The following is a 23,164-nucleotide window of genomic DNA, read 5'->3' as shown; positions in this document are numbered from 1 at the left end:
CTCCCATTAAACGGTATCAGTCACCAATGGGTAAACACCTTCTTCATCATGCACTTCAAGGCCCGTCAGCGGTGGGTTGAAAACGCAGATCACCCGCAAGGGTTCTTTACCGCCACGCAGCCAGTGCTCGTCATGTTGATCCAGTGCATAAACCACCCCTGGGCCCAAGGCGTATTTTTTGCCATCAGCCACGGTTTCAATTTCACCGTCACCTTCAACACACCATACGGCTTCCAAGTGGTTCTGATAGTGAATATGTGTTTCGGTACCCGGAAAAATAACTGTTTCATGAAATGAGAATCCCATGCCGTCTTTTTTCAATAACACACGACGGCTCAACCAGTTTTCGGTAACCACTTCTTCCTTGGTACCAATCACATCTTTCACATTCTTGACAATCATTTCCTTATTCCTCCAAATTTCAATACCTGGGCATTAATACCCTGGTTTTTTAATACTTCCGTTACACTGCGCTCGATAATTTCCAGCCCACGAATCAGAATTTCGTCTTCGATCGTCAAGGCCGGAAGAATTTTCAGCACCTCATCACGCGCACCCGAAGTTTCTATGACCAAACCATGGCCAAACGCTTTTTTGACTACTTTATTAGCCAGTTCAGGTCTGCCTTCGAACACCAACCCCTGGATCAGGCCTCTTCCACGCACGCTTAAATCAGCACCGGGAAAGCTGTGTACGATATTTTCCAGCCAGTCACGTACCAGTCGTTCTTTACGAATGGTATTGCGGGCAAAGTCATCCTTGGCCCAATAGCTGTCAAGCGTTTGCGCTGCCGTAACAAAAGCCAGATTATTGCCCCTGAAAGTACCGCTATGGGCACCAGGTTTCCAGATATCCAGCTCTGGCTTGATAAGCACCAATGACATGGGCAAGCCAAAACCAGACAAAGATTTGGACAGGGTAATAATATCGGGGCGAATACCGGCCGTTTCAAAGCTGAAGAAATTGCCAGTTCTGCCGCAACCCACCTGGATATCATCCACAATTAACAGCATATCGTAACGGCGACAAAGCTTTTCCAGCTCTTTAAGCCAACGCCAGCTGGCAACATTAACGCCTCCTTCTCCCTGCACGGTTTCCACAATAATGGCCGCCGGCAAATCCAGGCCGCTACTGGCGTCATCAAGCATTTTCTCAAGGTAAACAATGGTGTCTACATCGGGACCAAAATAACCGTCAAATGGCATGAAAGTGGTATTGGCCAGGGCAACGCCAGCCGCCCTGCGGAATTTCTCATTCGCAGTTACAGCTAGCGAACCACCGCTAACACCATGAAAACCATGGGTAAATGAAATGATATTGGAGCGTCCTTTAACCTGACGGGCCAGCTTAAGCGCCGCTTCGACGGCATTAGTGCCGGTTGGACCGGTAAATTGCAATTTGTATTCCCAGTTCCTGGGCTTAAGCAAAACGCGATCAACCGTTTCAAGAAATGTTTGTTTGGCGCATGTAGCCATATCCAGACTGTGGACAAGGCCATCGGTTTCCAGATATTCAATCATTTTTTGCTTAAGTACAGGATTGTTGTGACCGTAATTCAAGGTACCGGCACCGCTGAAAAAATCAACGTATTCCCTACCTGTTTCATCAAATAACAACGACCCTTTGGCCTTATTAAATACAACTGGAAACGACCGGATGTAGCCTCGGACCTCCGACTCCATCCGGTCAAATATTTTCAAATCCATGATGTTCTCCTTTTTAATCATGATATGTAAAACACTTACTATGACCGGCCCGCCGCAAACTGCCCGCTGGCCGGTTGATGCAGTATTAAACCAAAAACGGCCCAATACGTATTAATTTCTCGTCTTCATGCGCTTCGGGGCCAAACAGGCTTTTCTCAAACAAGTCGCTTTCATTCACGTTGGCCTTTAGTTTTCGCGCCAGGCTGCCAAACATACTGCGCGAAGCAATATTGTCTGGGCCAACCGTAGTTTCTATAAAGTTCACGTTGGCCAATTCAGGCCGCTGCAAGAGATTTTGCAGCATTTTCCCGCCCAGGCTTTGGCCGCGTGCCCGCTCATGAACAGCTACCTGCCAGACAAATAAAACGTCTTGCCGGGTGGGATGAATGTAGGCAGAAATAAAGCCATCCAGCCCATGCGCGGATTGGGCGACAACACAGGTATTTGAAAAGTGCTCGCACAGGAGCAAATAGGCATACACCGAATTAAGATCAAGTGGCGGGCACTTTGCGATTAGCTGATAAATGGCGTAGCCATCGGTCTTGCATGGGGTCCGCAACAGGGCTGTGTTTTCTCTTGCGAGGCCATCTGGCAAGGCAGATGGGGTTTCAGGGAATGGGGGTGTGGAGTTGGGTGTTCGTGTTGTTGTCAAACCATAATTCCAGATTCAGGATGAGCCCCACCAACGGGGACATCCAGAATGGGTGAGGCGGGTTCTTTGTGAACCTCGGCAGGCTCTGTACCGCTGGCCTCCATTAGTGTCACGATACGTTCAAGCGACAGCGTGATGGTGGCTTGCTCAAGTTCCGGCAACGCATTAAGCGCATCGGCCAGTTTTTTCTGCAATGGAGACGGTGTATTCTTAACCAGTTCAGCACCTGCTTCGGTAGCGGTAATAAACACAGTACGCCTGTCCTGGCGCCCTCTTTCACGTTTGATGAAGCCTTTGTCTTCAAGGCGGTCAAGGATGCCCACAACCGTACTGGGACTGACGTGAATTTCACGACTGATGGCGGTTGCAGTAATGGGGCCTTTGGCCACAACCGCCCGCATGCAAATAAGCTGTGGCGCCGTAATATTGCTATACGACGCCAAATGCCGCGAATGCAAGGCGATAGACCTTGTAATGCGGCGCAACGCATGCAAAATGCGTAAATCGTACTGCAAGCTTGATTCTATTGAATTCATAATGACACGAATGATTAGTGTTAAATTAATTTCTACACGAACTATATTAAAACAAAAATAGCTATCTAGCCAATAGAAAATAACTAATATTTGATAAAAAATGCTAAAAAAGACTACTTTAAAGTCTTAAAATGAGTGATTACTCTCTTAAAACAAAAAAAAAAATAAAAAATAATATGCAAATATGATTTCAATAGAAACCATATTTAAGCGATTAATGAAAAATTTAGTGGGAGAACAGGACGTTGCTCTTAAGCGCCAATTGGATTTAATTTATTATTGATGTTTAAAAGACAAGAGACATTTAACAGACAAGAAAAAAGCCGGCAATCATGATTGAATGATTGCCGGCTTTTTTTAAATTTTGGCTCCCCGAACTGGGATCGAACCAGTGACCTGCGGATTAACAGTCCGTCGCTCTACCGTCTGAGCTATCGGGGAATAAGTTTTCTATTATAACAATAAAAACTATTAAATTGCAAGCCGAAGACAAGCAACATATAACTTTTTAAATTTCTGGAAATTAGTTTTCCAAGAATAAAAAAACCGCAAAAATAAAGCGGATTTTAAATTTGGCTCCCCGAACTGGGATCGAACCAGTGACCTGCGGATTAACAGTCCGTCGCTCTACCGTCTGAGCTATCGGGGATCAAATAAGAATGAAATTATGCAACAATTTTGCCTATGTGACAAGGCCTTCAGGGTTTTTATACAAAAATTTTTATTTTTTGTGGTTTTAAAGTACCAAACTCAACCATAACAGATACGTCACTTGCCTACTATCATGTTAAACGAAAAAATACTCGGCCAATAAACGGGATTTTTATGTTTAAAAACACCCTTATTGATCAGAGTAGTTACCCCCCCACTGTGTACCCCTACTGGATTTTAAGCTGGTTGAACTTTAAATTTTGTAAATATCCAACTCTTCTTTCTTAAGACTATCCTTGTAAGACTTCAGGGACACCACAATTTCATTACTTAACGTTGGATATTTCAAATCAAGATCTTTCAGGGTAGATAGTACTGCGTCAGCCACTGCCAACCTGGCGTAAGCCTTATTGTCTGCCGGAATTACATACCAGGGTGCATGCTCACAAGCCGTATGCTTAATGGTTTCTTCATAGGCATACATGTACTTTTTCCAGAAACTGCGCTCGTAAAGATCATTTTTATCAAACTTCCAGTTTTTCCTGGTGTTTTCTATCCGCTCTATAAATCTTGCTTTTTGTTCTTCCGGAGACAGATGAAGGAAAAACTTAAGGATCTTGGTACCGCTACGGGCCATATGCTTTTCAAAAGCACAAATATCTTCAAAGCGTTCTTCCCAAATGTTTTCGGTAAGCAAATTATTGGGCAGGCTTTGTGCTTTCAACAATTCAGGGTGCACTCTGGCAACCAGGGTTTCTTCATAGTAAGAACGATTGAAAACACCAATATTTCCCCGTTGCGGCAAACATTTAGTGGTGCGCCATAAAAAATCATGCCCCAACTCTTCTATTGACGGACGGGCAAACGCATAAACTTCGCACCCTTGCGGGTTAACGCCTGACAATATGTTTTTGATGGTAGAGTCTTTTCCAGCTGCGTCCATTGCCTGAAAAATCAGTAATAAAGACCACTTATTATCGGCGTACAAAACGTTTTGCAAATCAGAAATTTCCTCAACTATTTCCTTGAGTTCATCTTCGGCATCGTCTTCGTTAATTTTTTCATCAGACGATGTTTTCCAGTCTTTGAGCTGAAATTTACTGCCATTCTCAACGCGATATATTTTTGAAAAATTATTTTTGCCAATATTATTCTTTGCCATTGAAGCGCTCCCTATTAATCATTCTTTTTAACATAAGGAGAGCCTACATGGAAAAATCAAAATCAAAATTGCATCAATTAATGTTTATACTTGCAGGCGCTAGATGCATGCTGTAACGTTGACATAGTTAAATGAAATTATTGATGTTTCTGACCACAAGGAGCAAACTATGACGTCTCATTCCAACCCTAACGATAAACAAGAACCACAAACCGGCAAAGTCAGCAATGACACCAACCAGCAAGGGAAAAAAAACCCCACCCAATTGAATCAGGGCCAACGAACGCCAGAAAGCCGTAGCGACCGGGAAGCCCATATTGGTGGCAGTAACCAAAACCAAGCGCGTCGGGGCTCTACGGGTAGCCAAAATCGCTAAATGACCAAGCAGGCAAAGCAAAAAGCCATAACCGGTTGCCAAACCGCTTATGGCCTGCAGGTTTTGTACTGTTGACTACCATTCAACGGCCATGGATAAATCCATTTAAGCATTTATCCATGGCAGTGCATCCCGTTTTTGCCTCGCATTAGCCTGTCCGGCTCCATTGGAATAGCAGCACTAAAAATAACACACCCGCCAGGATAAACATGAATTTCATCATGCGTGCGCCATTGTCGTTAATCCACTGCATGGCAGCACCAATGGTTCCTGCCCAAAGCCTGTTTATGCGACGACTGAAAAAACGTGCAAGCCAAAACAGCACTAAAAATATAATCAGGAATTTTAAAAAAATGGCCATTTTGTTAGAAAGTATTTATTCACATGTTATTCACTGCTTACACACAGTTTAATCACATTGTTATTCACAATGCACAAAAATACATAACTTATTAACAATAACAGCTGGAATCAATGTGGATAGCTCTTTAATAATTCTGTAAAAGAATCATAACCAATTGATTAATAAATGAATATTATAATTTGCTTAATTTTTAAGCAAAACACAAATATAAAGCAACAACAAGAGAGCCAGCATTGATAAACCGGCAAACAAAAACCCCATTCAGCGATTTTAGTCACCAGCATTGATATGCTTGCTTTCATCACAGTAACTGCTCCCCGCCCCTAATCGCTGACGTGCCCAAGGCGAGGGTTTACACAGTTTTTGCTAAGTTGCTATCAATACGACAAGGCATTGGGACCTTTCATTTTACATTGCACGGTTTTTATGCCGTTACCCTGAAAATAAAATATTAACCCGATAAAATCACCCGACTTTAAGGCCCTGTTGCTGTTTTCCAGCATGATGTGGTTGGTGATGGGAGAAAATGACAATTGACCGCTGGCGGGTATGCGTACTTCAGGCAAGGCCACCATGGTTAGCATGCCTTGTTTCTTGACGTTCTCATGCAATATGGCAACGCCGTAATCTTTACTTTCAACCCCCGTCAAGACAAGTTCCTGCCCGGTATTGTTTTTTAATTCAAAATATCCGGCGGCAGGTAAATTGGAGGGCAACAGCCTTACCCAACACTGCTCTATTTGCACCTTATCCAGTTCAGCATAGGGTTCTTCAAAACCAGTTTGCGGCGGACTGTTATTGGCAGTCTCTGTTTTATTGGCCTCTTCTATTGCCGCCAGCACATGAGCAGGAACCTGGCTAATCCACTCTTCAGCCAACAGGTTTCCTTCATTGTCGTACTTTACCCTTTTAACGCCTTCCATCGTACAAACTTCAATCCAGTCGTACTGGGGTTCCTTGAAATATTCAACTGCCCACCATGCTGTACCAGCAAATAGCGCAAGGGCTGTTATACCTATTAATTTTTTAAGGAAAGCATTCATTGCTACATTTACCATTTCCGGCTTAACAGGAAATGGCCTATTCAAGAATCTCCCGCACCAGAGGGGTGCGGGAATCATAAAAGATAAAACTGATCCGGTTAAAACACCGGATCATCCAACCAGTAAAGCAGGAAATAATTAATGAGCTGGCTTCATGTCATCATGTTTCATGTCACCGTGACCTGCATTTTCATGCTTACTGTCACCGTGATCCATTGCTGCATGCGTGGATGAGTCAGCCTTGGCTGTTAACGATTTAACAGGCGCTTTAACCGCAATATTTTCAACACTTCCATCCTGGTTTTCAATCACCAGCTCCAGCGCCACCTCATTGTTTTCCTTCACCTGCTCATGCAAGTCTATAAACATGATGTGATAGCCACCCGGCTTCAGTTCTACCACTTTGTCTTTGGGTAAATCCAGATTTGGAATTTGACGCATTTTCATGACATCATCTTCCATCACCATTTCATGAATTTCAACCGTTTTGGCAATGTCTGATTTTGCTTCCACCAGTTTTGCATTGGTATCTGAGGTTAATCTCATAAAAGCCCCTGTTGCCTGTTGCCCAGGCACAGTACCCCGCACCCAGGCTTCATTGACCGTCACGGCAGCGTTAGCTGCAACAGAAAACAAAGAAAGACTGGTAACCAGCGCCAGATTGGCCTGTTTAAATGATAATTTCATTACAACTCCTTAAGGGATTGAGTAGACGGATTAGAATAATAATTGCCGAATATCTTCCGCACATTCTTCTGCACTTTGTTGATGCGAAACAGACATCCTTAACTTGCCTTTGGGATCAAATACATAGCTAAGCGCACTATGGTCCATGGTATAGCTGGATCCGGTCGGTACTTTTTTATAGTAAATTCTGAACTCTTTGGCGATTTTTGCTATTTCTTCGGGTGTACCGGTAAGCCCAAGAAAGCCTGGGTCAAAAGCCTGGGTATAAGCAGCCAGCATTTCCGGGATATCACGCTCGGGGTCTATGGTCACGAACACCACCTGCAACCGCTCTGCATCTTTACCTAACAAACTGTTTATTTCTACTGCCCGGGCCAAGGCCGTTGGGCAGACATCGGGGCACTGGGTAAAGCCAAAAAACATCATCAACGCTTTTCCATTGAAATCATTCAAGGTCCAGCGTTTACCGGTGGCGTCTTGCAAATTGAATTCGCGCCCAAAATTCACGCCGGTAATATCGGTGGCATGCACCTTAAGTGATTCTTCTTTACCACAACCCATAAGCACCAGAGGCATTACGCCCAAACCACTTAACACTAACCTGCGCTGTTGATTGATTGACATGGCATGCACTCAAGTTAATAAATGATAAAAATTTGCCTTGAATAAATTGGGAAATGAGCGGAAACAACTTTGTATTACCGGAGAAAAAAGTAAAACGGATATGTTTCTGTCAAATTTATCCAAGGCAGTAGAACACTTACCAACACACATCTTTATGCGCACACCCGGTCTAAAAGTATGCACAAAAAACAATGAGTTGAATAAAGTACCCACAATAATGGGTATTATTTACGGCTTAGATAAATGCAAGAGGAGGCGCCCTGGAGCCAAGCGGTGGGCCTAAGCGGCGTACCTTCGTTACCTGAGAATGTTCGAGAGAGGGGACAAACATTTCGGATAAAGAAACAGTACTGATGCCTTCACTGGAAAGGCCAACCAGCATGCTTAGCGCATTAATGCTGCTGAAAGGACAACTCATCATGCCATCATGAGCGTTGTCCTGGGGATGTTGATCGTTTGATAAGTCAACAGAAACAACAGTGGGGGTACCGGTTGGTGAACAAACGGTAATTTCTATTTTGCCCTGGCTCAAAGCCTGCATATTGGGCATATAGCCAACTGGAATAAGTGAACGAAACGCAAACAGGAACAGGCTCAAGCATATGAATATATACCTGAGCGAGATACCTTGATGCGAAGAAAGCCTGTTCACATTCATATAAGGGCGTTTATGATTGGCTACGATTTATGTAAATGAAAATTATCACACCTGATACTACCACCGTAATACCAAATCGTAAATAAACAAACTGCTGATAAATTATATATATAGGCTTATTCTGATTAATATCAACTACTACCTGCTCAGACACCCTGTTTTCTGATTGAACAAAAAAACAGCATGGTAAACATTTATCCAGTATATGGGATATGGTTTACACGATGCTGTTTTAATTTACTTCAGGTAGTGCCGTTTATCCGGGAGGGCTTCCTTAAGCAAAGTTAAAGACTGCCTGGTTCCCGGGAGCAAACACTAGGAATTATTGCTTTCGCGTGAGGCACGCTTGCGCTCATGCTCAAGCAAGTAACGTTTACGCAAACGGATACTTTTAGGTGTTATTTCAACCAGCTCATCATCATCAATGAACTCTACCGCATACTCAAGATTGAGTTTGATGGGGGGCACTAAACGTACTGCCTCATCTGTACCTGATGCACGGATATTGGTTAATTGCTTGCCCTTGATAGGGTTAACAACCAGGTCATTATCACGACTGTGAATACCAATAACCATACCTTCATACAAAGGCTCGCCAGGCGAAACAAACATACGGCCACGGTCTTGCAGTTTCCATAAAGCATAGGCCACGGCATCACCGTTATCCTGGCTGATCAGAACACCATTTCGGCGTTCACCAACGCTACCTTCACGTACCGGTGCATATTCATCAAAAATATGACTCATGAGACCTGTACCGTGCGTCAGGGACATGAACTCGGTTGAGAAGCCGATAAGACCACGAGCAGGAATACGATACTCCAGACGGGTACGGCCACGGCCATCGGATTGCATGTCTAACAGCTCACCCTTACGACGGCCCAACTCTTCCATCACACTGCCCTGGTGCCCATCTTCAAGATCGATGGTTAACAGTTCCAGTGGTTCACAACGCACGCCGTCAACTTCCTTGTAGACCACACGAGGACGTGAAACAGCCAGCTCATAGCCTTCACGACGCATGTTTTCCAGCAAAATAGTCAGATGCAGTTCACCACGGCCAGATACTTCAAACACCGTATCATCATCGGTATCTTTTACCCGCAGGGCTACGTTGGATTTCAGTTCCAGATTCAAGCGGTCACGAATCTGGCGACTGGTCACGAACTTGCCTTCACGGCCGGCCAAGGGCGATGTATTAACCATAAAGTTCATGGTTAATGTTGGTTCATCAATTTTCAGCATTGGCAGGGCTTCGGGCTTGGAAGGATCACACAAGGTGCAGCCAATACCAATTTCATCAATACCGTTAATCAGGACAATATCACCGGCATCAGCAGAGTCCACCTGAACGCGCTCAAGACCCTGGAATTTAAGAACCTGGTTTACACGACCCTTGGAGGTTTCGCCATCTTCACCAAACTTAACCACGACATCTTGACCCGTACGGATGCGGCCACGATTGACACGGCCCACACCAATTTTGCCCACATAACTGTTGTAGTCAAGTGAGATGATTTGCATTTGCAAGGGAGCTTCTTTGTCATCGTTACGCTGAGGCACATATTTCAAAATAGCGTCAAACAGGGGACGCATGTCACCTTCACGTACATCATCGGTAAGGCCGGCAAAACCAGACAGACCTGAAGCGTAAATAACCGGGAAATCAAGCTGTTCTTCGGTTGCACCGAGTTTGTCAAACAGATCAAAGGTCGTATTAATAACAAAATCAGGACGTGCACCGGGGCGGTCAATTTTATTAACCACAACAATCGGCTTCAGACCCAGGGCAAGGGCTTTCTTGGTCACGAAACGGGTTTGTGGCATAGGACCTTCAACCGCATCAACCAGTAGCAAGACACCATCAACCATCGACAATACGCGCTCTACTTCACCACCAAAGTCGGCGTGTCCGGGCGTATCAATAATATTGATGTGGGTACCTTCATATTCGACAGCACAGTTCTTTGAAAGAATGGTAATGCCACGTTCTTTTTCGATATCGCCGGAGTCCATGACACGCTCAGCAATATGCTGGTTATCACGGAATGTACCCGCCTGATGTAATAACTGGTCAACCATTGTTGTTTTACCATGGTCAACGTGAGCAATAATCGCAACGTTACGGAGCGCTTGGCTCATAGTATTTCCTTTTGAAGTAGTTTTAACGGCACCAGACCGTCAGGTAGTTCATCCAGGGCCATCAGCCTGTCAACCGGTGATTCCATGCCTTGCAAAGCCTCAAGGGCAATTGCATTGTCTAGGGTAAACGGGCCAACAACCGTGCGCCGCAAGGCAATCAGGTGCGCAAAGCAACCCAATGCCCTTCCAATATCCTGGGCGAGTGTGCGTATATAGGTTCCTTTACTGCAGAATACCTCTAGCTCAACCACCTTTGGTTGAACACGCAACACATTTATTTCGTAGATGTTTACAGTACGGGGTTCACGCTCAAGCTCAATTCCCTGGCGTGCATACTCATAAAGCGGACGCCCATTCCGCTTCAAGGCCGAATACATCGGCGGAATTTGTTGTATTTCACCCGAAAAATCGGGTAAAACCTTGCTTAACTGTTCTGCCGTAATACCAGAAAAACCTGCGGCTTCCTGAACTACGGTACCCGTTAAATCACCCGAATCGGTTTCAGAACCCAACTGAAGGGTGGCAATATATTTTTTATCCACATTCAGCATGGGGCCACATATTTTAGTTGCTTTTCCAAAACAGCAGACTAACAAGCCGGTCGCAAATGGATCCAGGGTTCCTGTATGACCGGCTTTTTTTGCATCCATTGCACGTCTGGCTCTTTGCAAGGCATGGTTACTTGATAAATCCACAGGCTTATCAAGCAGCAACACCCCGGTAATATCCAGACCTTTCCTTCGTCCCATTTATTTACCCAAATACCAGGCAGTTATTTTTTGCCTGTTTCTATGTCATCAAGATTGTCTGTTTGCACAGGAAAATCATCCGGACGGATTGCTCGATCTATAAGCTGTGTCATTTCAATACCGCGAGCCATATGTTCATCATGAATGAAGCGCAAAGTGGGTACGGTATGAATATGCAGCATTTTAAACAGTAAAGAATGCAGCCAGCCCGCCTTTTCATTCAGCGCGGTAAACGCTACCTCAGGCTCTGCACCCAAAACCGTAAAATACACTTTGGCATGTGCATAATCTGCACTAAGATCAACCCCGGTTACGGTAATTAAACCCACACGGGACATATCCATTTCACGCTGGATAAGCACTGCCAGATCTTTCTGTATCTGGTCTGCCAGACGTATATTACGGCTGGCAGGCGATTTTGACTTATGTCGATTCATAATAAAATTTACAACGTACGGGCAATTTCTTTGATTTCGAAGATCTCAAGCTGATCGCCCACTTCGATATCGTTATTGCCCTTTAAAGTGATACCGCAATCGAAACCGGCTTTCACTTCTTTGGCATCATCCTTGAAGCGCTTGAGGGAGTCGATGTAACCAGTCCAGATAACCACATGATTACGCAGCAGACGTACTTGAGAATCCCGGCGTACCATACCGTCGGTAACCATACATCCACCCACTTTACCAATGCGTGAAATACTGTAAACCTCGCGAATTTCAACCATACCGATAACTTCTTCACGTTTTTCTGGCGTAAGCATACCGGACATGGCACTTTTAACGTCATCTACCGCATCATAAATAATGTTGTAGTAACGGATGTCGATACCGTTGGATTCGGCCAGTTTTTTCGAACTTTGGTCTGCGCGTACATTAAAGCCAATAATGACCGCATTAGATGCAATGGCCAGGTTAACGTCACTTTCAGAAATACCACCAACAGCGGCATGCACAACCCGTACACGGATCTCATCGGTAGACAGCTTGACCAGCGATTGGACCAACGCCTCTTGTGAACCCTGAACATCAGTTTTAATGATGAGTTCAAGCGTTTGCATACCTTCGCCAATGTTGTCAAACATGGATTCAAGCTTGGCCGCCTGCTGACGTGCCAGTTTAACGTCACGGAATTTACCCTGACGGAACAAGGCAATTTCACGTGCTTTACGTTCATCAACAAGAACCTGTACTTCGTCACCGGCGGCAGGAACTTCAGACAGACCCTGGATTTCAACCGGTACAGATGGCCCTGCTTTTGGAATATTTTTACCTGTTTCATCAAGCATGGCACGTACACGGCCATAACTTGCACCAGCCAGGATGGCATCACCACGTTTCAGGGTGCCACTTTGAACCAGAATGGTAGCTACAGGACCGCGACCCTTGTCAAGGCTGGATTCAATCACCACACCTTTGGCTGGCGCATCAACTGCAGCTGTCAATTCAAGAATTTCAGCCTGCAACAGTACGTTTTCGATAAGATCATCAATACCGAAACCGGTTTTGGCTGATACGGGTATAAATGGCACATCACCACCATACTCTTCGGGCACCACTTCTTCGGCAACCAGTTCCTGTTTCACGCGCTCGGGGTTGGCTTCGGGTTTATCCACCTTGTTAATGGCTACCACCAAAGGCACACCTGCCGCTTTGGCGTGGTGAATGGCTTCACGCGTTTGCGGCATGACACCGTCATCAGCGGCAACCACCAGAATAACGATATCGGTCGCTTGGGCACCTCGTGCACGCATGGCGGTAAATGCCTCGTGTCCGGGGGTATCCAGGAAGGTGGCTACGCCGCCTTCGGTTTTAACACGGTAAGCACCAATGTGCTGGGTAATACCACCTGCTTCACCCCCGGCCACTTTGGCACGGCGAATGTAGTCAAGCAGGGAGGTTTTACCATGGTCAACGTGACCCATTACCGTAACAACCGGCGCACGCGGCACCAATTCAACATCAACGCTTTCGACGCTTTCGTCAAGGAATGCCTCGGGATCGTCAAGTTTGGCGGCAATCGCATGATGCCCCAGCTCTTCAACCACGATCATGGCAGTTTCCTGGTCAAGAATCTGGTTAATAGTAACCATTTGACCCATCTTCATTAACAGCTTGATAACTTCCGCTGCCTTGACCGACATTTTATGAGCCAAATCGCCCACTGAAATGGTTTCGGGCACATGAACGTCACGTGCAATAAACTCGGGTGCTGCCGGCTCTTTGACTTGCTGCTGCTGATTCCTGCGGTTGTTTCTGGAACCACCGCGTCCACCACCTGAACGCCAGCCCTCTTCTTGGGCCTTGGCAGGCGTTGCGGCACGCTTTTCGGCAGGCTTTTTACCACGCGAACCATCATTCCAGTTGCTATCACGCTCTGGCTTTTTAGCCCCTGCAACAGGCGGCTTGACTTCTTTTTTGACCACTTTCTTGCCTGCCTCTGCCGCCTCAGGATTGGTAGGGGCAGCACGCAATACTTTGCGAGGGCGATTAAGCATATCACGCAAGGCGGCTGCTTCAGCCTCGGCCTGGCGACGTGCTTCTTCGCGCGCGGCATTATCTACCGGCGCACGTTTTGGCTCTACAACAGGCTTTTTATGACGGACATTGACATCTTTATTGGCAGCTGATGCAGTAACGGGCGCCTTGGCCCTTGCCACTTCGTTTCTGCCGCCCTGTTTAGCCTGGGCAGGTTTATGATCAGCCGGTCGTGATGACTTGGCATCACGGTGTTCATTAACACGGCCTGACTCTGGAGATTTACTTTTAACCGTTGCCCCCTGAGCTGGTTTCTGATCAGCTTTTACTGAAGCAGACGGCACATTTTTGGATTCAGTATGCACTTCTTTGTTCTCAACCTGTTGAGATGTGATTAATGATTCATCCGGCTTGGCGGATGATGGTTGAACTTGCGGCTGAGGATGACCGTCAGGCTCTGTGGTTTTCACTTCATTTTCTACATTGGCAGCCGCAGCTGACTCTGGTTGCTGCGGCACTGTTTCAACAACGCCTGGCACCGTTTCAGGGGATGCATTGGCAGCTGATTGGGTACTGCCTTGTAATTGTACCGCTTCAGAAGAGTCTTTCGCAGCAGAAGTTTGTGCAATTGATGCATTTTCTTCTTTTTGCTCTGGCACTTTTTGTACCGGAATGTTTTCCTGAGGCGTTTTTACAACTTCTTCAGGCGCTGTTGTTGAGGCAAGCGGTTTGACGGTGTCTGTCCCAGGCTCTTTGCTTTCGGTAATATCCCGTTTAACAAAAACCCGTTTTTTACGAACCTCAACCGGAATGGTACGAGAGCGCCCAGAACTATCCGCCTGACGGATTTCTGACGTTTCACGGCGTGTTACCGTAATTTTTTTACCCTCTTTTGCACCATGCGCGCGGCGAAGGGAATCCAGTAGTTTGGTTTTATCGCTCTCGGTGACATTATCCTCTACAGAATTCACATTTACACCTGCCCCACGAAGCTGTTCAAGCAACACATTGGCAGGTAATTTCAGTTCGACGGCAAACTGGGCAACAGTAATACTGGGCATTAGGCTCTCTCTTCCCTTTCACAACAATTCAATAACATTCAATAGGCAATCTGTTTAAAACTGTAGATATGAAGATTAGTTTTCATCTTCATCAAACCAGTGGGCTCTCGCCTTGATAATTAACTCACCAGACTCTTCTTCTGACAAGCCGGTTATTTCCGATAGTTCATCGGTGGACAACTCGGCAAGATCATCACGCGTATGAACACCACCTTCAGCCAACTTGGCAATAAACTCTGGTGTCAGCCCTTCCAGATCAAGCAGATCCTGGGCAGTTTCAACGCGTTCTTCCTGCACGATGGCTTCTGTCAGCAAAGCAGTACGGGCACGATTACGCAATTCATTGACGGTATCCTCATCGAAACCATCAATTTCAAGCAACTCTTGAATAGGCACATACGCTACTTCTTCAAGACCGGTAAAGCCTTCATCAATAAGAATATCGGCCATTTCCTCATCAACATCGAGTTTTTCAATGAACGTGGCACGCATTTCAGCCCGTTCTTCGTCCTGGCGACTTCTGCTTTCTTCGGGTGTCATGATATTGATTTGCCAACCGGTAAGGTCAGAAGCCAGTCTTACGTTCTGGCCTTTTGAACCAATTGCTTTTGGCAAGTTCTCGGCATCAACCACGACATCCATAGCATGCTTTTCTTCATCGACCAGAATGGATTCAACATTGGCAGGCGCCAAGGCACCAATAACGAACTCGGCCGGGTCATCTGCCCACAACACAATATCAACCTGCTCGCCACCCAGTTCATTACGAACTGCAGTTACACGCGAACCACGCATCCCGACACAAGTTCCGATGGGGTCGATTCTTTTGTCGTAGGCAACCACGGCAATTTTGGCACGCATGCCAGGATCACGGGCGGCAGCCTTGATTTCAAGCAATCCCTGTTCAATCTCGGGCACTTCGTTTTCAAACAATTCACGAATGAACTCGGGTGCGGTACGTGACAGAATAATTTGCTGGTTACGAGCGGCACGATCAACCTTGGCTACCCATGCACGGACACGATCACCGATCCGCAGGTTTTCCTTGGGGATCATTTCGCTACGTGGCAGCCGGGCTTCTATTTTGCCGGTTTCAATAATGGCATCGCCTTTATCAAGCCGTTTTACAGTACCTGCAATAATACTTTCTTCACGATCAAGGAAGTCATTAAGCACCTGTTCGCGCTCGGCATCACGGATTTTTTGCAAGATGGCCTGTTTGGCCGCTTGTGCACCAATTCGCCCAAACTCGACAGGCTCAAGGATTTCCTCGATGTATTCACCTTCCTGGATTCCAGACTGGATCTCTTGGGCTTCACTGAACAGTTCCTGACGGTCAGGTTCTTGCAAACCCGCTTCATCGGGCACGACAAGCCAGCGACGGTAGCCTTCATGCGTACCCGTAGCCCGATCTATCGTTACACGGATATCAGCATCTTCTTTAAAACGTTTTTTCATGGCTGAGGCCAACGCACTCTCTAGCGCACTAAAAACCACTTCACGTGTCACATTTTTTTCACGTGCTAACGCATCAACCAATAGAAGAATTTCGCGACTCATCGCTTTTTACCCTTGAAATCAAGAACCGGATCAAGTTTTGCCTTTTCTACATCATCAAATGCAAAAACAATGACTTGAGTTTCGTTCTTTTTAACATCAAATTCCAGACAGAATTGACCTGTCTGCGTTCCATCCGAAGCTGTTTCCGGCGACAAAACCCCGGTAAAGACTTTGCGACTATCTACAGCTTCACGTAATTTAACTTCCACCCGCTCACCGGCAAACCGGTTAAAATCGGCTAGCGTACGCAAAGGGCGATCTACACCTGGCGAACCGACTTCAAGGCGTTTGTAATCGATATTTTCAACTTCAAACACCCGCGACAATTGACGGGAAACCTGCTCGCAGTCTTCAATCCGCACGCCACCTTCACGATCTATGGTTACGCGCAACAACCCGAACGCGGCACGCTCGATATCAATCAGCTCGACCCCAAGGCCAGCCATCGCTTGTTCAGTAAGAGTATATAAATCAGCCATACAATAAAAAAATGGGCTTTTACAGCCCATTGTTTACAAAAACACCGGTTTGATCCAACACCCCATTAACTTCTGGCTTGCAAACTTTAAGTAGCAAGCCAACCAGTTTACCCGTAAATAACAGTATATTTTACGGGCTTGTGCGGACCCCAAAACCATTGTTTTTATATATTCGTTCCATAAACCAGCTGCAATCTTTTTTCAAAAAAGTAAATTACAGCTAGACAACCTATGATTATATCAAAAAAACCAACAACTTGCTAAGTATTTGATATTTTACCAAAAAAACAACATGAACAGCCCCTATCGACCACTTCTGCCACGACCCACAAACCCTAATCTGGATTCATGAGCCGCAGCACCTTTGGGCTGCCAATCATCTTTATTACGAGTGGTGCCTCTGGACTTGTTGGCACTCTCGGGACGAGCTGTTCCCTCTTGGTTACCACGGGGGGCTTTCCTGGCGGAATCTTTAGCATAACCCCCCCCTTCACTGCGGGGCTGATTATTTTTACGATTATACAATCCACCTGGGCGCGCAGGTTTACGCTGCGCATCACCGCCAGCCCTGGCATAAGAAGAAGGCCCAAAACCAAAATCAGGAACAGCAGATTCAAACCCGGGCGGCATCGCATTATCGTGCGATATTGGCTGACGTTCACGCCCTTTACCCGACTCAGAGCCGCCTTCAGCTTTCATGAGCCCCAGACGAACCATTAACGCCACCACCAATGAAGCATCTAGTTCTTCATAGCGACCACGACGCAAATTCCTTGGCAAGACGACCTCACCAAAACGCGTACGAATAAGGCGACTGACCGTTACGCCGACCGCCTCGAACATACGGCGCACCTCACGATTACGGCCTTCCTGAATCGTAACACGATACCAGCGATTACTACCATCACCACCAATATGCTCCATGACGCCAAATGCCGCCATCCCATCATCAAGCTGAACACCTTTGGTCAAGGACGCCATTTTCTGCGCATCCAGATCGCCCAACACACGAACCGCGTATTCACGCTCGTTACCATAACGCGGGTGCATAAACCGATTAGCCAAATCACCCGAGGTGGTGAATATAAGCAAACCCTCGGTATTCAAGTCAAGACGCCCCACCGACACCCATTTACCGGTCCGCATTTTTGGCAAGCGTGAAAATACCGTTGCACGCCCTTCGGGATCGTCATGACTGACAATTTCCCCGGCCGGCTTATGATACAAAATTACCCTGGGTGGCCGCTTGGCATTGGGACGCACAACAAGACGCCCATTAATACGAACCACATCACTCATACCAACCCGCTGGCCAATATGCGCAGGCTCACCATTAACGGAAACGCGTCCGGCAATAATCAGTTCTTCCATCTCACGCCGGGAACCCACACCGGCATCCGCCAACACTTTATGAAGCTTAGGCATGACCGCATCGCTGGTAAGATATTTACCCAAACGCTGCTCTAATTTTGCCGAGTTATCCAGGAATGCCAGCGCATTATTTGATTCATTTTCATCAAAGACCTGAGCACTATCACCCAAGGCATCTGCACGCACCTCTTGCACTGGCTGGTTTGTTGCCGGCTTGCGGGCTACGGGCGCACGCCTGCCTGTGGCAGCTCCACCTTTTACGGCCGGCTTGCGTGTTCGCCTGACAGCTGCCGGAGCCGGAGATTTTTCCGGCTGCTCTGTGGCAACTGCTTTTTCTTTTTTGGTTTCAATGGTTGCATCGGCACGCCTGCGCCTGAATGGTGTACGCAATTTACGACCTTTGCTTTTCACCTGGGCAGACTCAGGCTGCACATCACCACCCGCGACAATCGTGACGGTTTCCGTTACTGTATTCATATATTTGCTTATTTGACCTTCTTCCGAAAGCACTTTGAAATTAAAGTGGGCTTAATGTTTCACCATTAATTAAACACCAACAAGTAAAGCTTGCGTATGCCAGTGTTTTTACTTAACTGTATGTTTTTTACCTATTATGAACAATTTACCCTTGTTCCGGGACAACTGTCGCGCCAGGATTTAAACCTTCAACTGGCGATTGCTCATGACAGCCATTTTCTTCAGGACTTTCCTCTGTAGAGAACAAGCCAGCAAGCTTATCTTCGGCAGCCAGAAGCACCTCTCCTTCTGAGGCCAAACCAGGCAACCCATCTAGCGCTTTTAATCCCAAATCATCCAAAAATTGTTTTGTGGTCCCGAACAAGGCAGGTCTTCCAGGCGCATCCCTGTGACCCAACACTTCTATCCAGCCACGCTCTTCTAAAGTTTTAATGATTTGGGAAGAAACCGTTACACCGCGAATATCTTCTATGTCGCCCCGTGTAACCGGTTGACGCCAGGCAATAATTGCCAATGTTTCCATAACCGCCCTGGAATATTTAGGTGGTTTTTCTGGATTAAGGCGTTCTAAATACTTTTGCATTTGTGGGCGACTTTGAAAACGCCACCCGCTAGCCAATTGTGCTAATTCTAAACCTTTCTTTGACCATGCGTCTTGCAAATTTAACAGTTGTTGCTTAATTACATCATTTTTTACATCATCTGACTCTGTAAACATTTTTGCCAAATCAGACATCTTCATTGGTTGCTGAGCACACAACAACGCGGCTTCCAGCACATTTCGTATTAAACTTTCATTCATGGTTCAGTAAGGGTTTGTTATTAAAATAAGGTGAACGACTTGCATTATTATAACAGGTAGACTACTATTATATTCTTCAGACGCGGGGTGGAGCAGTCTGGCAGCTCGTCGGGCTCATAACCCGAAGGTCGTAGGTTCAAATCCTGCCCCCGCAACCAGTTTTAAAAAGCCTGTTTCTTTATTGAAGCAGGCTTTTTTGCTATTGGCCCTGTTTTTGGCAGTATATAAGCTATTTTTTTAACTGCTTGTTTCTTCGGCTTTCTTTTTTTGATTTAATGTTTTTTTAGCTGTTGGGGGTTTTTGCTGCTGGAGGTTTGGCGCTATTTGCCGGCCAGGCCAAATTTAAATTAGCCTGCCAAGCACAAATAACACGCTACTACGATCGTACTATGTACTTATTAAAGCAGCCCAAAAAGACAAAAAACCCAAGAAAACCACTAAAACGCAACTAAATTACAACACATTTGCAAAATAACAAGAAAACACTTGTCTGCTTATGTCAATTAGGGTTATTATTTAATTCTTCAGACGCGGGGTGGAGCAGTCTGGCAGCTCGTCGGGCTCATAACCCGAAGGTCGTAGGTTCAAATCCTGCCCCCGCAACCAGTTTTAAAAAGCCTGTTTCTTTATTGAAACAGGCTTTTTTCATTTCTGCCCTTTGCTGTTACCTTGAACGTCACTGCAATTTAGCCATCTCTTCCCATCTTACGCTTTTCCCCAGTATCCCCTCTTCGCCTCAAAAACCCCCAAAGCCATTTAGCAATAACCACAATGGACACAATGCAGCACTATTGCCCAGCAATACGGGCAATTTCCCTACCATAAAACCTGGCTCACAATTTTCAGGAAATTTTTATGGCATCAGTCAACAAAGTCATTTTAGTGGGAAATCTGGGGCGTGACCCCGAAGTCAGGCACAGCCCCGACGGCGCCGCCATGTGCAATATCTCCATTGCCACCACCTTGAACTGGAAAGATAAAAACACGGGTGAACCCCGTGAAGAAACAGAATGGCATCGTGTCACATTTTTTGGCCGCCTGGCTGAACTTGCCGGACAATACCTTAAAAAAGGTAGCGCTGTGTATGTGGAAGGCCGTAACAAAACACGCAAATGGCAAGACAAGAACACCGGCCAGGACCGTTACGGAACGGAAGTCATTGCTGAACAGATGCAAATGCTGGGCAGCTCTGGCAATGGCACTACGGCAATAAATGATGCGCCAGAATCGCCAAAAAAACCCCGTTCACCCGCCCCATCCACTTCGGGCAATGAGGGCCCAGATATCCCGTTTTAAATCCTGTCTAAGGCATCACGAACCCCCGACATGGCTGCCGGGGGCCTTGGCCGACCATATCCGGTAATGACATCCCCAAAGGCATTCCAAGTGAATGAACACAACCCAAAGACAAACGGACAAACGCCTCTTTAACTAAAAACCGCCCTGTCCTTGTCTTCCCAATATCCTTTTTTAATAATCAAAACCACGCATAACGTAATACCGCCGCGTTCCTGCGGTTCAATATCCAATATTTCAAACGACGAACGCTGGTTATGCACGCCATGCACATGGTAAAAATGCTCATCACCCACAAACTGCACCAATGCTTTCATTCTTAACAGGGCTGTGCCATATTTTTTTGTCATGGCGTCCAGTGCAGCAATAAAACGTCCTCTTTTTACCGCTTGCCCAAGGGTAAGGGTAATCACATCCACATCGGTATGGCTTACCTGTGGCTTTAATGTCTGACGGCCAGCTGCCTGCCAACGCGTACCGAAAGCAGCCAATTTTTGCTTTCCCTGCTGTTTTAAAGTAGCCAAAACGCCAAAAATATCTTCTGTTTCTTCAAGGTCGGGCTTGCTTACCACTGGCACACCCATGGCAAGCGCATTAATGCGGCTTTTTAAATCGGGTAGTTTTTCGGGGCATACATCTTCTTTAGACAGCAGTATCACATCGGCCGCCAGCAATTGGCTTAGCCATTCGGGATTGTCCTGTTGTTGCTGTTCTGCGTGGCAGCCGTCTACCACACATAAAACACCGGCATTATAAAAGCGTTCTTTCAGAAAGAAATCATGCTTTAAAGTAAAAACAATGGCAGACGGGTCCGCCAGTCCTGAGGTTTCAATAATGACATGCCTGAAAGCGGGAATTTTCTTTTGCATGGCCAGCATAAACAGTTCACGCAGCGTCTGGCTCAGGTCTGCGTGCAACTGACAACATAGGCAGCCGCCTTCAAGCAGGGCAACCTGTGCGCTTAAGTGCCTGTATATAAGATGATCCAGCCCAACCTGGCCAATTTCATTAACGATAATGGCAATCTGCCCGGCATTAGGCTGCTTTAACAATTGCCTGATAAAATGACTTTTGCCGCTACCCAGGAAACCGGTAATCACCGTGACACCTATCCCCTGTTTACCCATGTTGTTCTGATTCATTATGTCCCAAAAATTGCAAATTTCAATACTTGATTCACCCTCAGACCTAAAGGCGGATACCTGGCATTCATTCTGCCAGAAAAACCCCTTTACCAGTCCCGATTTCCTGCAGACATTGCACGCTAGCACCTGTGTTACCCCAGATTACGGATGGTATGCCCAGTATCTTTACCTGCAAGACGAACAGCACACACCCTTGGGGCTAATGCCACTTTATTTAAAAACCCACTCACGCGGTGAGTTTGTTTTTGATATGGCATGGGCCAATGCCTTTGAGCAACATGGATTGGCTTATTATCCCAAACTGGTTTGCAGCGTTCCATTTACCCCCGTTACCGGGCCCAGGCTACTGGCCAACAGCCTGCAACACAAACGGATTCTGGCCGAACAGGCCATTGAAGTTGCCAAAAAAATGGGCGTATCTTCTCTTCATGTCCTGTTCCCTAACCACGAAGATTTAAATATTCTGCGTGAATGCGGCTATATGATCAGGGAAGATGTGCAGTTTCATTGGGAAAACCGGAACTATGAAGATTTTGAACATTTCCTGAAGCAACTTAGTTATGACAAGCGCAAAAAAATCCGCCAGGATCGCAAGAAAGCGCTTGCCGCCGGCGTTAGCTTCAGGCATTTACGTGGCCGGGATATTAACCGGGAAACGCTGGATTTTTTTATTTCCTGCTACCAAAACACCTATTATGAACGTGGCCGCGAGCCCTATCTGAATAGTGAGTTCTTCCATGCCTACCTGCAAAAAAGCCCCGAAAACATCTTGCTGGTACTGGCCCTAAAAAACGAACAACCCATTGCCTGTGCCCTTAATATTGTTGGTGATGATACCGTTTATGGTCGTTATTGGGGGGCACATGAATTTATTCCAGGCCTGCATTTTGAAACCTGCTATATGCAAGGCATCGAATTTTGCATTGAAAACAAATACCGTTATTTTGAAGGCGGTGCCCAGGGCGAGCATAAGCTGGCTCGTGGCTTACTGCCGGTAACCACCTATTCAGCACACTGGATTGCCAGAAAAGATTTTGCCACGGCCATTGAAAAATTTTTGGATGCTGAAAGCCGTCAGGTTGGGAAATATGTTGATATGCTGTCAACACATTCCCCATTTAGGCAAACTGCTTATTGAAGTTAAAT

At 46.2% G+C, this 23,164-nt stretch carries 20 protein-coding genes, 4 tRNA genes and 1 pseudogene; 5 read left to right on the top strand and 20 right to left on the bottom strand.

The features are described from left to right. Positions 1-6: 6 nt before the first annotated feature. From JHL22_RS01155 to JHL22_RS01125, 7 genes are all read right to left on the bottom strand, one after another. A complete protein-coding gene (locus JHL22_RS01155; RefSeq protein ID WP_169295104.1) occupies positions 7-402 on the bottom strand; it encodes an ectoine synthase in 396 nt (131 codons plus the stop codon). Continuing rightward, positions 399-1,706: a diaminobutyrate--2-oxoglutarate transaminase gene (gene ectB, locus JHL22_RS01150; protein ID WP_200232909.1), complete on the bottom strand. Its 1,308-nt coding sequence runs from the start codon at positions 1,704-1,706 to the stop codon at positions 399-401. The genes JHL22_RS01155 and ectB overlap by 4 nt, the downstream gene beginning before the upstream one ends. A gap of 85 nt (positions 1,707-1,791) precedes the next feature. Further along, positions 1,792-2,358, bottom strand: coding sequence for a diaminobutyrate acetyltransferase (gene ectA, locus JHL22_RS01145; protein WP_407926751.1), 567 nt, complete (start codon positions 2,356-2,358; stop codon positions 1,792-1,794). Beyond that, a complete protein-coding gene (locus JHL22_RS01140) occupies positions 2,355-2,894 on the bottom strand; it encodes a MarR family winged helix-turn-helix transcriptional regulator (protein WP_169295106.1) in 540 nt (179 codons plus the stop codon). Before JHL22_RS01140 ends, ectA begins: the two co-directional genes overlap by 4 nt. A gap of 365 nt (positions 2,895-3,259) precedes the next feature. Continuing rightward, positions 3,260-3,335, bottom strand: a tRNA-Asn gene (locus tag JHL22_RS01135). Between the two features lie 132 nt (positions 3,336-3,467). Continuing rightward, a tRNA-Asn gene (locus tag JHL22_RS01130) sits at positions 3,468-3,543 on the bottom strand. A gap of 255 nt (positions 3,544-3,798) precedes the next feature. Beyond that, complete coding sequence (locus tag JHL22_RS01125; protein WP_200232907.1) at positions 3,799-4,707, bottom strand: polyphosphate kinase 2 family protein; 909 nt, start codon at positions 4,705-4,707, stop codon at positions 3,799-3,801. Between the two features lie 169 nt (positions 4,708-4,876). On the opposite strand from JHL22_RS01125, the gene JHL22_RS01120 reads away from it, so the two are divergent. Further along, positions 4,877-5,083 carry a hypothetical protein gene (locus JHL22_RS01120; protein WP_200232906.1) on the top strand — a complete coding sequence of 69 codons (207 nt, stop codon included), beginning with the start codon at positions 4,877-4,879 and terminating at the stop codon, positions 5,081-5,083. A 741-nt stretch (positions 5,084-5,824) separates the two neighbouring features. Here JHL22_RS01120 and JHL22_RS01115 read toward each other — a convergent pair. The 12 genes and pseudogenes from JHL22_RS01115 to scpB form a co-directional block, all read right to left on the bottom strand. Further along, positions 5,825-6,490, bottom strand: coding sequence for a copper chaperone PCu(A)C (locus JHL22_RS01115; protein ID WP_200232905.1), 666 nt, complete (start codon positions 6,488-6,490; stop codon positions 5,825-5,827). Positions 6,491-6,628: 138 nt separating this feature from the next. Beyond that, the gene (locus JHL22_RS01110; protein WP_200232904.1) at positions 6,629-7,177 is read right to left on the bottom strand and encodes a copper chaperone PCu(A)C; all 549 of its coding nucleotides are present in this window, start codon (positions 7,175-7,177) and stop codon (positions 6,629-6,631) included. Positions 7,178-7,207: 30 nt separating this feature from the next. After that, the gene (locus JHL22_RS01105) at positions 7,208-7,801 is read right to left on the bottom strand and encodes an SCO family protein (RefSeq protein WP_200232903.1); all 594 of its coding nucleotides are present in this window, start codon (positions 7,799-7,801) and stop codon (positions 7,208-7,210) included. A 235-nt stretch (positions 7,802-8,036) separates the two neighbouring features. Continuing rightward, the gene (locus JHL22_RS01100; RefSeq protein WP_200232902.1) at positions 8,037-8,399 is read right to left on the bottom strand and encodes a hypothetical protein; all 363 of its coding nucleotides are present in this window, start codon (positions 8,397-8,399) and stop codon (positions 8,037-8,039) included. A 375-nt stretch (positions 8,400-8,774) separates the two neighbouring features. Further along, positions 8,775-10,601, bottom strand: a complete 1,827-nt coding sequence (typA, locus tag JHL22_RS01095) for a translational GTPase TypA (RefSeq protein ID WP_200232901.1) — start codon at positions 10,599-10,601, stop codon at positions 8,775-8,777. Continuing rightward, positions 10,598-11,350 (bottom strand): tRNA pseudouridine(55) synthase TruB, encoded by a 753-nt coding sequence (gene truB / locus JHL22_RS01090; protein ID WP_200232897.1) that lies wholly within the window; start codon positions 11,348-11,350, stop codon positions 10,598-10,600. Before truB ends, typA begins: the two co-directional genes overlap by 4 nt. A 23-nt stretch (positions 11,351-11,373) precedes the next feature. Continuing rightward, positions 11,374-11,787 carry a 30S ribosome-binding factor RbfA gene (rbfA, locus tag JHL22_RS01085; RefSeq protein ID WP_200232895.1) on the bottom strand — a complete coding sequence of 138 codons (414 nt, stop codon included), beginning with the start codon at positions 11,785-11,787 and terminating at the stop codon, positions 11,374-11,376. A gap of 8 nt (positions 11,788-11,795) precedes the next feature. After that, positions 11,796-14,888 carry a translation initiation factor IF-2 gene (gene infB / locus JHL22_RS01080; RefSeq protein WP_200232893.1) on the bottom strand — a complete coding sequence of 1,031 codons (3,093 nt, stop codon included), beginning with the start codon at positions 14,886-14,888 and terminating at the stop codon, positions 11,796-11,798. 75 nt (positions 14,889-14,963) lie between these two features. After that, positions 14,964-16,448 (bottom strand): transcription termination factor NusA, encoded by a 1,485-nt coding sequence (gene nusA / locus JHL22_RS01075; protein WP_200232891.1) that lies wholly within the window; start codon positions 16,446-16,448, stop codon positions 14,964-14,966. Further along, entirely contained in the window at positions 16,445-16,927 is a 483-nt protein-coding gene (gene rimP / locus JHL22_RS01070; protein WP_200232889.1) for a ribosome maturation factor RimP, read from the bottom strand. The genes nusA and rimP overlap by 4 nt, the downstream gene beginning before the upstream one ends. Before the next feature lie 303 nt (positions 16,928-17,230). Next, entirely contained in the window at positions 17,231-18,775 is a 1,545-nt protein-coding gene (gene rluB, locus JHL22_RS01065; protein ID WP_200232887.1) for a 23S rRNA pseudouridine(2605) synthase RluB, read from the bottom strand. A 226-nt stretch (positions 18,776-19,001) separates the two neighbouring features. After that, positions 19,002-19,577 (bottom strand): annotated as a pseudogene (gene scpB, locus JHL22_RS01060) (SMC-Scp complex subunit ScpB); the annotation flags it as partial. A gap of 81 nt (positions 19,578-19,658) precedes the next feature. Between scpB and JHL22_RS01055 the strand changes: the two are divergent. From JHL22_RS01055 to ssb, 3 genes are all read left to right on the top strand, one after another. Then, a tRNA-Met gene (locus JHL22_RS01055) sits at positions 19,659-19,735 on the top strand. A 371-nt stretch (positions 19,736-20,106) separates the two neighbouring features. Beyond that, positions 20,107-20,183 (top strand) — tRNA-Met (locus JHL22_RS01050). A gap of 249 nt (positions 20,184-20,432) precedes the next feature. Further along, entirely contained in the window at positions 20,433-20,873 is a 441-nt protein-coding gene (gene ssb, locus JHL22_RS01045) for a single-stranded DNA-binding protein (RefSeq protein WP_200232869.1), read from the top strand. Between the two features lie 131 nt (positions 20,874-21,004). Here the strand turns inward: ssb and JHL22_RS01040 are convergent, their stop codons facing one another. Then, the gene (locus JHL22_RS01040) at positions 21,005-22,015 is read right to left on the bottom strand and encodes a CobW family GTP-binding protein (RefSeq protein WP_200232867.1); all 1,011 of its coding nucleotides are present in this window, start codon (positions 22,013-22,015) and stop codon (positions 21,005-21,007) included. Between the two features lies 1 nt (position 22,016). Here JHL22_RS01040 and JHL22_RS01035 point away from each other — a divergent pair, with 1 nt between their 5' ends. Beyond that, on the top strand, positions 22,017-23,156 hold the full coding sequence (locus JHL22_RS01035) for a GNAT family N-acetyltransferase (protein WP_200232865.1): 1,140 nt from the start codon (positions 22,017-22,019) through the stop codon (positions 23,154-23,156). The last annotated feature ends 8 nt before the right edge of the window (positions 23,157-23,164 follow it).

It is taken from the genome of Advenella mandrilli (genome assembly GCF_016595155.1).
GTDB lineage: Bacteria > Pseudomonadota > Gammaproteobacteria > Burkholderiales > Burkholderiaceae_B > Advenella > Advenella mandrilli.
The sequence above is the reverse complement of the archived record's forward strand: the minus strand, read 5'-3'. Positions and strand labels throughout refer to the sequence as shown.

Bases quoted from the DNA above. Each gene is read 5' to 3' on its own strand.
- JHL22_RS01155 (WP_169295104.1), bottom strand. From the start codon at position 402: ATGATTGTCAAGAATGTGAAAGATGTGATTGGTACCAAGGAAGAAGTG.
- ectB (WP_200232909.1), bottom strand. From the start codon at position 1,706: ATGGATTTGAAAATATTTGACCGGATGGAGTCGGAGGTCCGAGGCTAC.
- JHL22_RS01140 (WP_169295106.1), bottom strand. From the start codon at position 2,894: ATGAATTCAATAGAATCAAGCTTGCAGTACGATTTACGCATTTTGCAT.
- JHL22_RS01125 (WP_200232907.1), bottom strand. From the start codon at position 4,707: ATGGCAAAGAATAATATTGGCAAAAATAATTTTTCAAAAATATATCGC.
- JHL22_RS01120 (WP_200232906.1), top strand. From the start codon at position 4,877: ATGACGTCTCATTCCAACCCTAACGATAAACAAGAACCACAAACCGGC.
- JHL22_RS01115 (WP_200232905.1), bottom strand. From the start codon at position 6,490: ATGAATGCTTTCCTTAAAAAATTAATAGGTATAACAGCCCTTGCGCTA.
- JHL22_RS01110 (WP_200232904.1), bottom strand. From the start codon at position 7,177: ATGAAATTATCATTTAAACAGGCCAATCTGGCGCTGGTTACCAGTCTT.
- JHL22_RS01105 (WP_200232903.1), bottom strand. From the start codon at position 7,801: ATGTCAATCAATCAACAGCGCAGGTTAGTGTTAAGTGGTTTGGGCGTA.
- typA (WP_200232901.1), bottom strand. From the start codon at position 10,601: ATGAGCCAAGCGCTCCGTAACGTTGCGATTATTGCTCACGTTGACCAT.
- truB (WP_200232897.1), bottom strand. From the start codon at position 11,350: ATGGGACGAAGGAAAGGTCTGGATATTACCGGGGTGTTGCTGCTTGAT.
- rbfA (WP_200232895.1), bottom strand. From the start codon at position 11,787: ATGAATCGACATAAGTCAAAATCGCCTGCCAGCCGTAATATACGTCTG.
- infB (WP_200232893.1), bottom strand. From the start codon at position 14,888: ATGCCCAGTATTACTGTTGCCCAGTTTGCCGTCGAACTGAAATTACCT.
- nusA (WP_200232891.1), bottom strand. From the start codon at position 16,448: ATGAGTCGCGAAATTCTTCTATTGGTTGATGCGTTAGCACGTGAAAAA.
- rimP (WP_200232889.1), bottom strand. From the start codon at position 16,927: ATGGCTGATTTATATACTCTTACTGAACAAGCGATGGCTGGCCTTGGG.
- rluB (WP_200232887.1), bottom strand. From the start codon at position 18,775: ATGAATACAGTAACGGAAACCGTCACGATTGTCGCGGGTGGTGATGTG.
- ssb (WP_200232869.1), top strand. From the start codon at position 20,433: ATGGCATCAGTCAACAAAGTCATTTTAGTGGGAAATCTGGGGCGTGAC.
- JHL22_RS01040 (WP_200232867.1), bottom strand. From the start codon at position 22,015: ATGAATCAGAACAACATGGGTAAACAGGGGATAGGTGTCACGGTGATT.
- JHL22_RS01035 (WP_200232865.1), top strand. From the start codon at position 22,017: ATGTCCCAAAAATTGCAAATTTCAATACTTGATTCACCCTCAGACCTA.